This window comes from Acinetobacter halotolerans (assembly GCF_004208515.1).
In the GTDB taxonomy this organism is placed as follows: domain Bacteria; phylum Pseudomonadota; class Gammaproteobacteria; order Pseudomonadales; family Moraxellaceae; genus Acinetobacter; species Acinetobacter halotolerans.
Window position 1 is genome coordinate 62,734 of sequence record NZ_SGIM01000003.1, and the last position, 13,530, is coordinate 76,263.

Annotated in this window: 11 protein-coding genes; 6 read left to right on the forward strand and 5 right to left on the reverse strand. The window is 39.9% G+C overall.

The genetic code is table 11. The features are described 5' to 3' along the window. Window positions 1-47: 47 nt before the first annotated feature. Window positions 48-1,211 carry a ribosomal protein uL16 3-hydroxylase gene (locus EXE30_RS04490; protein ID WP_130161373.1) on the reverse strand — a complete coding sequence of 388 codons (1,164 nt, stop codon included), beginning with the start codon at window positions 1,209-1,211 and terminating at the stop codon, window positions 48-50. Window positions 1,212-1,404: 193 nt separating this feature from the next. Between EXE30_RS04490 and dnaX the strand changes: the two genes are divergently transcribed. Continuing rightward, window positions 1,405-3,414, forward strand: coding sequence for a DNA polymerase III subunit gamma/tau (gene dnaX / locus EXE30_RS04495; protein ID WP_130161374.1), 2,010 nt, complete (start codon window positions 1,405-1,407; stop codon window positions 3,412-3,414). 174 nt (window positions 3,415-3,588) lie between these two features. On the opposite strand, the gene EXE30_RS04500 is transcribed toward dnaX, so the two are convergent. Together EXE30_RS04500 and EXE30_RS04505 are read right to left on the reverse strand one after the other, a co-directional pair. After that, complete coding sequence (locus EXE30_RS04500; protein WP_130161375.1) at window positions 3,589-4,029, reverse strand: acyl-CoA thioesterase; 441 nt, start codon at window positions 4,027-4,029, stop codon at window positions 3,589-3,591. Continuing rightward, window positions 4,026-5,186: an iron-containing alcohol dehydrogenase gene (locus tag EXE30_RS04505; RefSeq protein WP_130161376.1), complete on the reverse strand. Its 1,161-nt coding sequence runs from the start codon at window positions 5,184-5,186 to the stop codon at window positions 4,026-4,028. The genes EXE30_RS04500 and EXE30_RS04505 overlap by 4 nt, the downstream gene beginning before the upstream one ends. A gap of 200 nt (window positions 5,187-5,386) precedes the next feature. Here EXE30_RS04505 and EXE30_RS04510 point away from each other — a divergent pair, with 200 nt between their 5' ends. The 4 genes from EXE30_RS04510 to EXE30_RS04525 are packed head-to-tail and all read left to right on the forward strand — an operon-like array spanning window position 5,387 to window position 9,108. After that, the gene (locus EXE30_RS04510) at window positions 5,387-5,899 is read left to right on the forward strand and encodes a low molecular weight protein-tyrosine-phosphatase (RefSeq protein ID WP_130161377.1); all 513 of its coding nucleotides are present in this window, start codon (window positions 5,387-5,389) and stop codon (window positions 5,897-5,899) included. Between the two features lie 16 nt (window positions 5,900-5,915). After that, window positions 5,916-6,950, forward strand: coding sequence for a UDP-N-acetylmuramate dehydrogenase (murB, locus tag EXE30_RS04515; protein ID WP_130161378.1), 1,035 nt, complete (start codon window positions 5,916-5,918; stop codon window positions 6,948-6,950). 8 nt (window positions 6,951-6,958) lie between these two features. Further along, window positions 6,959-8,080: a YdcF family protein gene (locus EXE30_RS04520; RefSeq protein ID WP_130161379.1), complete on the forward strand. Its 1,122-nt coding sequence runs from the start codon at window positions 6,959-6,961 to the stop codon at window positions 8,078-8,080. After that, window positions 8,080-9,108, forward strand: a complete 1,029-nt coding sequence (locus EXE30_RS04525; RefSeq protein ID WP_121929250.1) for an alpha/beta hydrolase — start codon at window positions 8,080-8,082, stop codon at window positions 9,106-9,108. Before EXE30_RS04520 ends, EXE30_RS04525 begins: the two co-directional genes overlap by 1 nt. Window positions 9,109-9,136: 28 nt before the next feature. On the opposite strand, the gene EXE30_RS04530 is transcribed toward EXE30_RS04525, so the two are convergent. After that, window positions 9,137-10,807, reverse strand: a complete 1,671-nt coding sequence (locus tag EXE30_RS04530) for an FMN-binding glutamate synthase family protein (RefSeq protein ID WP_130161380.1) — start codon at window positions 10,805-10,807, stop codon at window positions 9,137-9,139. Between the two features lie 681 nt (window positions 10,808-11,488). Here EXE30_RS04530 and hppD point away from each other — a divergent pair. Further along, window positions 11,489-12,544: a 4-hydroxyphenylpyruvate dioxygenase gene (hppD, locus tag EXE30_RS04535; protein ID WP_130161381.1), complete on the forward strand. Its 1,056-nt coding sequence runs from the start codon at window positions 11,489-11,491 to the stop codon at window positions 12,542-12,544. Window positions 12,545-12,626: 82 nt separating this feature from the next. On the opposite strand, the gene EXE30_RS04540 is transcribed toward hppD, so the two are convergent. Next, window positions 12,627-13,406, reverse strand: coding sequence for an IclR family transcriptional regulator (locus EXE30_RS04540; RefSeq protein ID WP_005196748.1), 780 nt, complete (start codon window positions 13,404-13,406; stop codon window positions 12,627-12,629). Window positions 13,407-13,530: the final 124 nt, after the last annotated feature.

The window sequence follows — 13,530 nt, forward strand, 5'->3', positions numbered from 1 at the left end:
TTTTCACATATCAGCATTAATTAACTTGGAAGTATCAGTAAAAAGGATTAGTTCGGTGGTAATAACATCACAATCGCATTATTTAGCAGTTGAGCGATATCTTCTAACATTTCAGGTGCATTGAATTGCTCATCGAATATTAAGCTTTGCCCGTCAGCGATTTGCTTTAGGTGTCGTTCAAAAGCCGTTGATACACAGACGTTTTCACCGTTTGCCCAAAAGTCGAGAGATTCACCTAGTTGTCTATAAAGCAGTCTCGATGCTGGTTCAAGGATTAACTGGAATCCTGTCCCAATGATTTCAGTTAAATCATTGGCTTCAATTTCCTCTGGTTCTGGAATATTGTTTGGATAGTTCGATTCACTCATATAAGACATGATCGCTGCATCGAACTCAGGTGCTTGAGTGAGATAATCAAGTAGTTGTGTTTTTAAGTATGAAAACTCGGTACTGTTTACTTCACCCACTTGTGCTACCTGTTGGCGGGGAATATCCAGTAATGGTTTTTTGAGTATTTCATTTTCAGCAAACTTATCGCTGACTTGATCAATCATCTCTGATAGGTTTGGCATACGGAAGCCGAAAGAGAAGGTTAAACAATCATCTTCTGCGACCCCATAATGCGAAAGACCAGGTGGTACATATAATAAATCACCTGGAGCAAGCACTTCATCAAAATGAATATCCATTTCAGCTAATAATTTTAAAGGCTGGTCAGGAACAAAAGCTGTAGATTCATCACACATTTGACCGAGTTGCCAGCGGCGATGACCATGGCCTTGCACCAAGAAGACATCATAAAAATCAAAATGCTTACCGACTGAACCACCTTGTGGTGCATAAGACACCATGATGTCATCCCGACGCCATTGGGGAATAAAAGGAAATTTTTTCCAGAGTTCAGCGATATCAAATGAATAGTGATCAACCGCTTGAACCAATAATGTCCATAGATTCGGTAATTTTTGAAAATCACCTTTGGTGAGCGGAGAAGACTTTACATGCCATTCATTTGGATTTTTATTCTTTTGACGAATCAGGCGAGCAGTGACATCTTCTTCCAAAGCAAGTTCTTTCACATCGTCTGGCTCTAATAAGCCTATAATTTCAGGCATTGCGTTACGCACCAGCAAAGGTTTTTTTTGCCAATATTCTGTTAGAAATTGTTCTGCGGTGATACCGCCTAAAACCGTTAAAGATTGTTGAGACATAGGGAGCAAGCCAAAATATATAAATTTGTTGCGTATTGTCTATGGAGTTGAATATTGGCGCAAGTGTTCCGCGATGTAATCAGTATTGAAATAAATAATACGGGAATGTATTTAATCTTGATCAATTAGAAGCAGATTCGTTTACAGTCCTTTCAAAAAAACAGTATGCTTAGGATGCAAAAAGGGAGCATACATGTATCAAGTACTGGCAAGAAAATACCGTCCACGTAATTTCAATGAGTTAGTGGGGCAAAACCATGTTTCTCGTGCTTTAACGAGCGCATTAGAACGTGGACGTTTGCACCATGCTTACTTGTTTACAGGGACGCGTGGAGTCGGGAAGACGACGATTGCCCGTATTTTAGCCAAGTGTTTGAATTGTGAGACTGGGGTAACCTCAACGCCATGCGAAGTTTGCGCAACGTGTAAAGCTGTTAACGAAGGTCGCTTTATTGATTTAATCGAAATTGATGCTGCATCACGCACCAAGGTTGAGGACACACGAGAACTTCTTGATAATGTTCCTTATGCTCCCACTCAAGGACGGTTTAAGGTTTATCTGATCGATGAGGTTCATATGCTTTCAACGCATTCATTTAATGCGTTGTTAAAGACATTGGAAGAACCACCTGAACATGTAAAGTTTTTATTTGCGACCACGGATCCTCAGAAATTACCGATTACTGTAATTTCTCGTTGTTTGCAGTTCACCTTGCGTCCTCTGGCTGTTGATGAAATAACCACGCATCTCACTGAAATTTTAAAGAAAGAGCATATTGATGCTGATCAAGATGCTATTTGGCAAATTGCTGAATCTGCACAAGGCTCAGTGCGTGATGCGCTTTCCTTAACAGATCAAGCGATTGCGTATGGTCAGGGTGCTGTTCACCACCAAGATGTTAAAGACATGCTTGGATTGATTGACCGTACGATTATTTATGATTTGATTTTAGCGATTCATCAAAACCAACAAGCCCGAGTCAGCCAACTGCTTTTACAATTTAGACAACAAGCTTTAGATGTGTCTTTGGTCCTAGATCAGTTGGTTTCAACATTGCATGAATTGGCTTTGTTGCAGTATTTGCCAGATCTTGCATTGAAATACAGCGAAGAAATCAATCAAAAAATTCTGCAACTCTCAAAATTGGTTTCAGCTCAAGATTTGCAACTTTATTATCAAATCGCATGTAAAGGGCGTGCTGAACTGCAACTGGCGGTAACGCAAGAGCAAGGCTTTGAAATGTGCGTCTTACGTTTGCTCGCATTTAGACCTTTATCTGTGAGTGAGATCACGGTTGTTGAGGCAAACCCACATCATGTTGAGCTATCCCGAAAAGATGTGGTTTCGGCTGAAACAATCTCATCAGATACTCAGCAGTTGTCACAAGGTACTGTAGTTGAAGAGCCGCTTGCCGTTCAGCAAGAAATGGTTAGCGTTGAACCTGAACCTGAACCTGAACCTGAACCTGAACCTGAACCAATCGTGCAGGAAAATCGTGAGGTCATGGTTTTTGATGCAGCGGATGGGCAGCTTATCGGATTAGACAGTGTCTCAGATCAACAGGATTGTCAGTTGGATGTAGCTGCATCTGATGAAGTTCTCGTTTTCCCTGTAGAGTCAAAAGCGCAGACTGATCAAACTGTACATCAAGATATTGAACAGAATCGTTTACAGGTCGAGCCTGAGTTATTCGATGAAGTTGTTGCGGTCGAGCAAATAACGGCACAACCGGCCGAGATTTCGACAGATATTCAACAAGCTGCTGTTGAAGCAACGGATTTGATGCCACAAGACATTCTAAAACTTCATGAACAGGTGCTAGAGGGTGAGTGGAATTTGGAGAAGTGGGAGTATTGGTTTAGAACCAGTCAGCTTTCTCCAGCCGTTCAGGAGTTAGCCCAGCATGGAGTCATGCAAGGTGAGATAAATGGTGTATCAACTTTTCATATCCCTCAAGAATATGAAGGAATGCTATCGCAGTTACAACATGGTTTAGAGGATGCACTCAACTCACAATGGCCAAATACCCAGTTCAATGTGCAGTATGGTGAAGTGCACTCTAATACACCTTTGGCAATACAAAACAAGCGTAAAGAAAAAGCCTTTAATCGAGCAGTGGAATTATTGCAACAAGAACCAACTCTCAAAAGCTTGATCGAGACTTTTGATGCAGAACTACACAATATTCAATTGAAGTCCTGAGCGAGGACAAAGCAACGCTTTGTCCGAGCGCAAGACGAGAGCAAGGCTCGAGTGGCGGAATTAAACTTAGCTTTGGCCGAGCGCAAGACTCGAGTGGCGGAACTAAACTTAGCTTTGCCCGAGCGCAAGACGAGAGCAAGGCTCGAGTGGCGGAACTAAACTTAAAGCAACGCTTTAGTCTGTTAGCAGATATGCGGTAAGGACATCTCGCATTTGTTTGGGAATTGTCGTGCTTTTTCGATTTATACGATCTACAAAGACATGAACAAAATGTCCCTGTGCGGCGGCTTGCTGTTGGCCTTGTTTAAAAATCGCCAGTTCATAACGTAACGATGAATTGCCAATTTTTCCAATTGCTACACCCACTTCAATGGTTTCTGGAAATGATAGTTCTTGTAAAAAACTACAAGCTGAATCCACCACCAGACCGATCACGTCGCTGTGATGAATATCAAAACCTGTTTTTTGAATGAGCAATGAGTTAGCTGCGGTATCAAAATAACTATAGTAGGTCACATTATTGACATGGCCATAAATATCGTTGTCTGCCCAGCGAGTTTGTATATCCAAAAAGAATTTGAATTGCTCACGGTTTTTTAAAATCGGTTTACTCATGCATAAATCGCCTGATAAATCTGTAAAGCATCTTGTTCGGTCATTGCTCTTGGATTATTTTGCAATAATCGCGTTTGAAGCATGGCATCCTTCGCCAGTTGTGGCAATTTTGCTTCTGCAATATCTAAGTCTTTTAATTTAAGCGTTAGACCACTTTGATCTAAATGATTTTGCATATGATCAATAAAAAGATCACATAATCCATCCGTACAGCCTGTACTGCGTGGATCGAGCAACTGCATTAGCTCGGCGTAATAATGTTTAGCTTTTGGCACATTGAACTTTAATACTTCAACCAGCACCAAAGCATTGGTATGTCCATGTGAAAGATGGAAATGTCCACCCAGAGGATAAGCAAGAGCATGCACAGCGCCGACAGGTGCATTCGCAAAAGCTTGACCTGCCAACATGGATCCGATCAGCATATTTTGACGAGCATCTAAGTCGGCGCCATTTTTGAGTACTTTGGCTAAATTTTGATTGAGTAATTGAAGTGCATTCTTCGCTAATATATCGGCATAAAAGTTTTTTTTGATATTTGAGGTATAGGCTTCAATCGCATGTACCATCGCATCGATACCCGTTGCTGCTGTGATGTGCGCAGGCAGCCCTTCTGTAAATGTGGCATCTAAAATGGCAACATCAGCATATAAAATGGGAGATACAACACCCATTTTGGTTGTCGCACCTGTCGTGACGATTGAAATCGGCGTGACTTCAGAGCCTGTTCCAGCAGTCGTTGGAACTAAAATAAGCGGCAAGCGAGGGGCTTTCGCCTGATTTACACCATAGATTTCACTGAGGTGCTGTTGTTGCTTTGGGTGTGCGAGTAAAGCAATGATTTTAGCGACATCCATTGAACTGCCACCACCAAAACCGATAATCACATCAATCTTTTCTTGTTTAGCAAAATCAACTGCTTCTAATACGATATGTTCTGGTGGATCGGCTTGGATATCAGAGTAAATGATATAGTCGAGAGAGATTTGATTGAATATTTGTATGATAGGCTGATGTAGTTGATGTTGGATCATACCCGCATCTGTCACTAAAAGCGCTTTGTGATAATTATGTTGTGTTAAAACATGTTTAAGTTCTTGTATCGAACCTAGTCCCGTAATAATGTTCGGAACAGTTTGAAATTGAAATAGATTCATAGATACATCCTTATACTTGAACTTTATTTACATTTTATAAATCAATTGCGCGCTAAGCTAAAATATTTTCTCCCACAATCATAGGTGAAATGTTAATAAACCCTAATAAATACAACATTTTTATATAAAGTGACTATAGGTTTCATTGCTTAAATAAATTACCATAAGACGCTGTTAAAATGTGTAGCGTTGAGGTGATTATGCCGTCCCAAATGCCCTATAAGGTGTTATGTGTCTGTTTAGGAAATATTTGTCGCTCACCCACAGCTGAAGCGATTCTCAGACATTATTGTGATGCGCATGGTTTAGCGGTGTTGGTCGATTCAGCTGGAACAAGTAATTATCACCCCAGTAAAGCGCCAGATGCTCGTAGTCAGCAACATGCCATACAGCGCGGCTATGATCTGTCCACACAAAGAGCCAGACAATTGCGATTAGAAGACTTCATTGAGTTTGATCTTATTTTAGCAATGGATCATGAAAACTTTAATGATATTCAATCACTCATGACTAAAGCCGTTCGACAATTTGGGGCTGATCAAATCCGTGCAAAAATAGCATTGATGAGTGAACACGATCCGTTATTTACCCAACAAGCTGTTCCTGACCCTTATTACGGTGGGGCTGATGGTTTTGACCGAGTGCTTGATCAATGTGAGTCGAGTAGCCAAGCATGGGTGAATATTTTTAAACAGCAAATCAAAGCAGGGTAATAGGATCTCACTCAACATGTATGTACAACAGCAAGTTCAGCTTAAACATTTAAATACCTTAAACCTGAATGCGATCGCTTCACACTATGTTCAAATTCATCAGCCGCATGATGTCATTGAAGCTTTGGTATTTGCTGAACAACAAGGTTTAAATGTTTTGGTTTTATCTGGTGGCAGTAATTTATTGTTGCCGCAGCAACTTCAAGCGTTGGTAGTGCACCTCAATATTCAAGGCATTGATCTGCTTGCTGAAGATGAAAATACAGTGACTGTGAAGGTTGGCGCAGGTCAGGTGTGGCATGATTTTGTTTTATATAGCACACAGCAAAACTGGTTTGGTTTACAAAATTTAGCTTTGATTCCTGGTTTAGTGGGCGCTTCACCTGTACAAAATATTGGTGCCTATGGTGTTGAGGTCGGTGAGTTTATTGAATCTGTTCAAGTCTATGATCGCGAATTGAAGCAATTCGATTCAATTTTAGCTGAAGATTGTCATTTTGCTTATCGTCATAGCATTTTCAAAGATCAACCCAGTCGTTACATCATTGTCAGCGTAACTTTTAAATTGTTGAAACATGCAGATTTAAAGTTAAATTATGGCGATCTTAAGCAAGCAGTTGGCGATGAACTGACGGCAGAGAATCTACAAAATCAAGTGATTCATATTCGTCAGAGTAAATTGCCCGATCCGAAAGCATTTCCAAATGTGGGAAGTTTTTTTAAAAATCCAATTCTTACACAAAATGAATTTGACAAAATTGCTCAACAATTTCCAAACATTCCTCATTATCCACAAGCAAATAGCAATGTTAAAGTGGCAGCAGGTTGGTTGATTGATCAAAGCGGTTGGAAAGGTAAGCAGCTTGGATCAGTTGGTATGTTTCATAAACAGGCATTGGTGTTGGTGAATTATGCAGAAGCGACTTTAGCTGATGTTAAAAACACCTATAATGCAGTACAAAGTGATGTAAAACAAAAGTTTAGTATTCAATTGGAACCTGAACCTGTGTTATATAGTGAACAAGGTTTAATCCAAGCCCACAGTGAATGAGGAGATTTATGTCTAAAGTACATTGGATGGTCAGTTTAGTGCGCGTAATCACAATACTATTCGTGCTATTGGGCTGTTTTGTACTTTTTTTATATTCACCCTTTTACTCTCAACTGATGGTAAAGAGCTTAAATCACTTTGTTTCAGTGGATGTCAATGAGGTTGCGGCTCAAAGCCAAAAATCTGCTGCTTTAAGTGAACATGAAAATTTAGAGCCAGGTTCCAATTTATGGATTGCTCGACAGGCTTATCTCAAATTAATCGAAAAGCGCTTTCAACCAGAAGCAACTGAAGATTTAAAACTGATTCAAGCACGATATAAGTTATTACAACAGCTTATTGTTGAGGAACAAGAAAAAGAAAATGAACAGGAAAAAAAGCCAATTATTCCGTTAAGCAAGGAGCAAATGGAACAAGAGCGTGTCGCTGCTGCGAGCACACCTATTGATTTTCTACAATTTAATACACCTGATAATCAGGTACTAATGGAAAAGTATGTCGCCTTTCTAGAAACGTATCCGATTGAGTTACCGATTGTTGCGGAGCAAGAAGGACCAAGTAAAGAAGATTTAATTGAGCTTGAAAAAAATAAAGACGGGGCTGTTGAAGCAAAAAAAAGCACTGAGCCTTATGCGATTGTGGTCTTGGGCGGTGGTTTAACGCTTGGAGCAAATGGCAAAGATATCGTGGTAAATAATTACACGCGGTTACGCTTAGAGCGAACATTGCAAATTGAGAAGCAATATGATTTACCTATCGTACTTAGTGGTGTGGAAGCGCCGTATATGCAGGCATGGCTAGAAGAGCGTGGTATCGAAGCAAAATTACTTGAAAATAGAAGCATGAATACCTGTGAAAACTCTCGCTTTAGTTCACTTTTGCTTCAAAAGAAAGGTGGGGCACCTAAAGTCATCTTGATTACTGATGAATATCATATGCCTCGTACTCGACGTTTATTTGCATTGAATGGTATTGAGACTGTTCCTGTTGTTGCACCGATGCCAACCAGCTTAACGCGCTGGCGTCCAAGTGAGAAAAACTATGATCATAGTCGCCGTGCCAATTATGAGATGCTTGCCACGATTCGTGATGTGTTAGTTGGTTCAAGTGATTGTCGGGAGATACCATAATGTCCAATATTCCATTTTTAAATCCGACAATTTTAAAACAGCTTGATTTACCTATTCCAAATCGGGAAACTACGCCTCAAATCCTTGAAGCTTTGGATCTCGATAAGCCCTTTGAAGCACCGAAAGCATTACTTGCCTATCAAAAATTGTATGGATTGGACACACTGGAGTGTGATCAATGGCAAGGTTATGTAGAAATGCCATTGTTTCGTGTCCATGTACAAGTTTTTCAACCGAAGCAATCCGAAATACAAGGTAGCGTTTGCTTGCTACATGGGTATTTAGAACACAGTGGAATTTATCAGCCGATTATTAAAGAGATATTGGAGCAAGGGTTTAGTGTCATTACTTACGACTTGCCCGGGCATGGATTAAGCGATGGTTCAGCGGCAAGTATTCAAAACTTTGACCACTATCAACAGGTATTACATGCGGTTTATGATGCGGTTCGTGATGCAAAGCAATTGCCCAAACCATGGTTGGGAATAGGGCAAAGTACCGGTGGTGCGATTTGGATGCATCATTTATTGGAATTTGCACAGCGTAGGGAAGATCCGATCGTCAATCGGGTATTGTTATTGTCCCCTTTGATTCGACCTGCGAAAACAGCATGGTGGCATAACTCAGTGGGATTAGGCATTATTCGGCGCATTAAAAGCCAAGTGCCACGACATTTCCGCCGCAATAATCATAACCCTGAGTTCCTCCGTTTTATTCGACTTAAAGATCCTTTACAGCCTCGTATGATGGGGATGGATTGGATACTCGCAATGTCGAAATGGATGTTGGAAATGGAACAGCGACCAGCTTGTCGTATCCCTGTTTGGTTAGCACAGGGAGCGCTCGATCAAACTGTGGATTGGCGTTATAACATTGAATATATTAGACGTAAGTTTAGATTGCAGACTTTATTAATGCTAGAAGAAGGCTCGCATCAATTGATTAATGAGCGTGCCGATATTCGTGCTGCACTGACAGGGCTCATTCCTGCATTCTTACATGCCAAACCAAATCACCACTATTACTAGTGGTGATTGCTATTTAGCTTAATTTTTATTAAAACTTAGTGGCATCTGCCATTTTCCACATCCGATAGTAGAAATTCTCATCATCCTCTAAGTCACTCTGTAGCAATTCTTTTTCTTTGAGAAAGAAATGAATTTGTGCATAGTTTTTGATTTCTCGATCATTCATACGTTGTGCTAAATGATGGGCTTTGATCTCTGAAGGATGGCTTAAGCCTGCGGCTGCTATCATTTCAGATAATGCATGTAAGGTGTTTTTGTGAAAACTAAACACGCGTTCGGACTTACTTGGCACATCAATCGCTTTTTGGCGATCAGGGTCCTGTGTGGCGACTCCGACAGGACATTGGTTGGTATGACAGCTTTGCGCTTGAATACAACCAACTGCAAACATAAACCCTCGTGCGGAGTTGACCCAATCAGCGCCTAAAGCAAAAGTGCTGGCGATATCAAATGCACTGATGATCTTTCCACTTGCACCGATTTTGACTTGGCTGCGTAAACCAGCACCGGTCAAGGTGTTGTGTACGAAGCGTAAACCTTCTCTTAATGGTGTGCCGATGTAATCACTAAATTCAATCGGCGCAGCACCTGTACCACCTTCAGAACCATCTACTACCACAAAGTCAGGCACAATCTTTGTTTCGAGCATAGCCTTCACGATACTCATAAACTGCCAAGGCTGCCCAATACACAGCTTGAAACCAACAGGTTTACCACCAGACAGCTCTCTTAGTTGCTGAATGAAATGCATCATTTCAATTGGCGTGCTAAAGCTTGGGTGTTTAGATGGGGAAACGCAGTCATAATCTCTCGAAATACCGCGAATACGTGCAATCTCTTCCGTGATTTTATGCTTGGGTAAGATCCCGCCATGGCCAGGCTTAGCGCCTTGTGAAAGCTTGACTTCAATCATTTTAATTTGTGGATTTTTAGCTTGTAAAGCAAACTTCTCAGGATCAAAAAGTCCATCAGGCGTGCGACAGCCAAAATAGCCACTGGCAATTTGCCAAACAATATCACCGCCATTTTCTAAATGGTAAGGGCTCAAGCTGCCTTCACCTGTATCGTGATAAAAATGCCCCATTTTTGCGCCCAGATTCAATGCTCGAATTGCATTTGCGCTTAAACTTCCGAAACTCATTGCTGAGATATTCATAATGGAGGCACTGTAGGGTTGAAGACATTGAGCATTACCAATTTGAACACGAAAAGAGGCAGGATCAGCAGGTGGACATGGTGCGATGGAATGGACAATAAAACGATAGTTCGGCTCATATACATCGATAATTGAACCAAATGGTTTATCTGCATTTTCATTCTTGGCGCGTTGATAAACTAAGCTACGCTGCATTCGTGAAAAAGGTAATGCGTCTTGATCTGCTTCAATAAAATATTGACGAATTTCGGGACGTACGTCTTCAAAAATGAAACGAAAATGACCCAAAATTGGATAGTTTCTCAATATGGCATGTTTCTTTTGCAGCAAATCATATAATCCCACCAGACTGAGTAAGGTTGTTACCAGCCAAAGTCCATTGAGAATGGTGTCAGAAATAAAATAGTAAATGGTATGGGGAGTATAGGTTGCTTTGAACCAAGTAATACTTAAAGCGATAAAAATACAAAGAAACCAAACAGAATGTCTTGAAAAAAATGTGTTGAGTAATTTATGTCTTATAGCTTGTGCTGGACTAGCCATAGGCATGAGATTCCTATCATTAAACAATGAACAAACCATGCCAAGAACTAGTGATAACCACAAGTAACGAATTGTTATACTTGAGAATTATTCTCTTGAATTGGGGTGTGGGTTTTCATAAGAGTGTCTATATATATCATTATCTTGAATAAATTTTGTGGAAAAACAGATTTTAATATTTTTACATTTCAATAAGTCATTTTTTAGATTTTTTGCTCTTTATTTGCTGGATTATTCATGTTTTATTGTATTGAGACCATGGTCGGATTTAGATATAAACTTATTTATCGTTAAATCACGCTGACCCCGCAATATGGGGTGTTCGATTAAGCAGAGTAGAGTCCGTATAAATCGTGATAATTACACATAACATAATCAAATTATGTATTGCATAAATTTAATCTTTCTTGTAGCATGAATTTTAAGTTGGTAGCCAATACTTAAATACGTTTTTAGCGTTGTATTTGGTTTACTTAAGGAAAGGGAAAGGTTTTGACACGGATGCTTTTGATTGACATAGAGAAACGCCGTATACCTTTTCTGTTAACGCTTACACATGTTGTGATCTTTTAGGTCGGTTTAACGATGATAGTCATGGTTAAATGATTATCTATAGATCCATATCAGCGTGCTTAGCATTAAAACGGATGAATTTATCTCAATAAGGATAAGGGAAACTAGATGGACATTTTAGATAACCCATTAGAACTTTGTGGATTTGCTTTTATTGAGTTTGTTTCGACGGAAAATGGATTAGATCAAATTTTTGAGACAATTGGTTTTTCAAAAGTCGCAAAACACAAATCTAAAAAAGTGTATTTATGGCGTCAGGGTAATATCAATATCATTTTGAATTATCAACCTGAATCTTATGCTTCATTTTTCTTTAAAGAGCATGGTCCTTCAGCATGTGCAATGGGTTTTAGAACTCGTGATGCTGCAAAAGCCTTTAAGAAGGCAGTCGAGCTAGGTGCAGAACCGATGCATTCTCAATCAGGGCCAATGGAACTGAATATCCCAGCGATTAAAGGTATCGGTGGTATGCCGATTTTCCTCGTAGATCGTGATATTTATGAAAATGATTTCATTTTCTTTGATGATGTTGAGCGTAATCCACGCGGTGCTGGTTTAAATGAAATTGATCATTTAACCCATAATGTCTATAAAGGACGCATGGATTATTGGGCTAATTTCTACGAAAAAATCTTTAATTTCCAAGAAATTCGCTATTTTGATATCAAAGGTGAATATACAGGTTTGACCTCTAAAGCCTTAACTGCACCAGATGGTTTGATTCGTATTCCATTAAATGAAGATTCTGACAAAGGCAATGGTCAAATTGCTGAGTTCTTAGCAGATTTCAATGGTGAAGGCATTCAACATATTGCATTCATTACCGATGATCTTATTTCGACATGGGATAAATTGAAAGGCTTAGGACTTAAGTTTATGACGCCACCGCCAGAAACCTATTATGAAATGTTGAAAGAGCGTTTACCTGAACATGGTGAACCGACGGATGAATTACAAAAGCGCGGTATTTTATTAGACGGCAATACTAAGGATGGTCAGAAGAAGCTGTTGTTGCAGATTTTCTCTGAAAATATGCTTGGACCAGTTTTCTTTGAGTTCATTCAACGTAAAGATGATGATGGCTTTGGTGAAGGTAACTTCAAAGCATTATTTGAATCGATTGAACGTGATCAGATCCGTCGTGGTGTGTTAGAAACCAAATAAATATCTCGGAAATCTATACTAAAAAGCCAAGAATCGATTCTTGGCTTTTTTGATTTTTTAGGATGAAAAGATGATTTAAAAATTAACGCGTTTTAATGTACTGATTGATTGCTGCAACTTCACGTTTGAATAATTCGAGTTTTTCACTGCCTGCATGTACAGGTAGGAACATTTCACTATCCAAAGCAACAATACAAAATTCCATGGCATGTTGTGCATTAAAAATAGGTAGACCAACCGCATTAATGCCCACCAGCAGATCACCTTGTGCGATCGCCATGCCATGCTGTAGCGTGGTTTCTTTGAGTGCTAAGAATTCATCCCAGTTCGATGGTTTAATTGGATAGTGGTTTTGTGCCGCTTTTTCCCATTCGGCATACATCAACGGCTGAATCACAGCTTCAGGCAAATAAGATGCAAAAATACGACCTGCCGCAGAGTTGACCAAAGGCATGGTTGATCCGACTTTGGTCACAATTGAAATCGGGTGGTTTGATTCAATCGATTGTACGACTAACGGACCTTTAGGTGACCATTTACTGATCTGAATACCGCAGCCAATTTTACTCTGTAGGTCATAGATCAGATGCTGAACCAGTTGTAGAACATCAGTATGTTGAATACAGCTAAGCCCTAAACGCCAAGCTTGGTCGCCTAATGCATACTGACCACCTTCCAGTTGTTTTGCATAATTCATCCGGATCAAGCTGACCAGATAACGATGTACTTTGGCTGGATGCATATCAAGTTGACTGGACAGCTCTTTTAAAATAATCGGTTTATTATGTTCCAAAAGGGCATTGAGAACGGATAATCCCACCTCAAGTGATTGAACCCCACCAGATAACTTTTCTTCAATCATTCAATAACCCTTCATCTACAATTCATCTAGCAGTATTGGTTTGATCTTGGTATTCGATTTTACGAGTTCTGCACATAATGCCTGAGCATGCCGCAAAATAGAAATCATCTTTTTAAATGACTTA

Excerpts from the sequence above, each read along its gene's own strand:
- EXE30_RS04490 (WP_130161373.1), bottom strand. The coding sequence starts at position 1,211 with ATGTCTCAACAATCTTTAACGGTTTTAGGCGGTATCACCGCAGAACAA.
- dnaX (WP_130161374.1), top strand. The coding sequence starts at position 1,405 with ATGTATCAAGTACTGGCAAGAAAATACCGTCCACGTAATTTCAATGAG.
- EXE30_RS04500 (WP_130161375.1), bottom strand. The coding sequence starts at position 4,029 with ATGAGTAAACCGATTTTAAAAAACCGTGAGCAATTCAAATTCTTTTTG.
- EXE30_RS04505 (WP_130161376.1), bottom strand. The coding sequence starts at position 5,186 with ATGAATCTATTTCAATTTCAAACTGTTCCGAACATTATTACGGGACTA.
- EXE30_RS04510 (WP_130161377.1), top strand. The coding sequence starts at position 5,387 with ATGCCGTCCCAAATGCCCTATAAGGTGTTATGTGTCTGTTTAGGAAAT.
- murB (WP_130161378.1), top strand. The coding sequence starts at position 5,916 with ATGTATGTACAACAGCAAGTTCAGCTTAAACATTTAAATACCTTAAAC.
- EXE30_RS04520 (WP_130161379.1), top strand. The coding sequence starts at position 6,959 with ATGTCTAAAGTACATTGGATGGTCAGTTTAGTGCGCGTAATCACAATA.
- EXE30_RS04525 (WP_121929250.1), top strand. The coding sequence starts at position 8,080 with ATGTCCAATATTCCATTTTTAAATCCGACAATTTTAAAACAGCTTGAT.
- EXE30_RS04530 (WP_130161380.1), bottom strand. The coding sequence starts at position 10,807 with ATGGCTAGTCCAGCACAAGCTATAAGACATAAATTACTCAACACATTT.
- hppD (WP_130161381.1), top strand. The coding sequence starts at position 11,489 with ATGGACATTTTAGATAACCCATTAGAACTTTGTGGATTTGCTTTTATT.
- EXE30_RS04540 (WP_005196748.1), bottom strand. The coding sequence starts at position 13,406 with ATGATTGAAGAAAAGTTATCTGGTGGGGTTCAATCACTTGAGGTGGGA.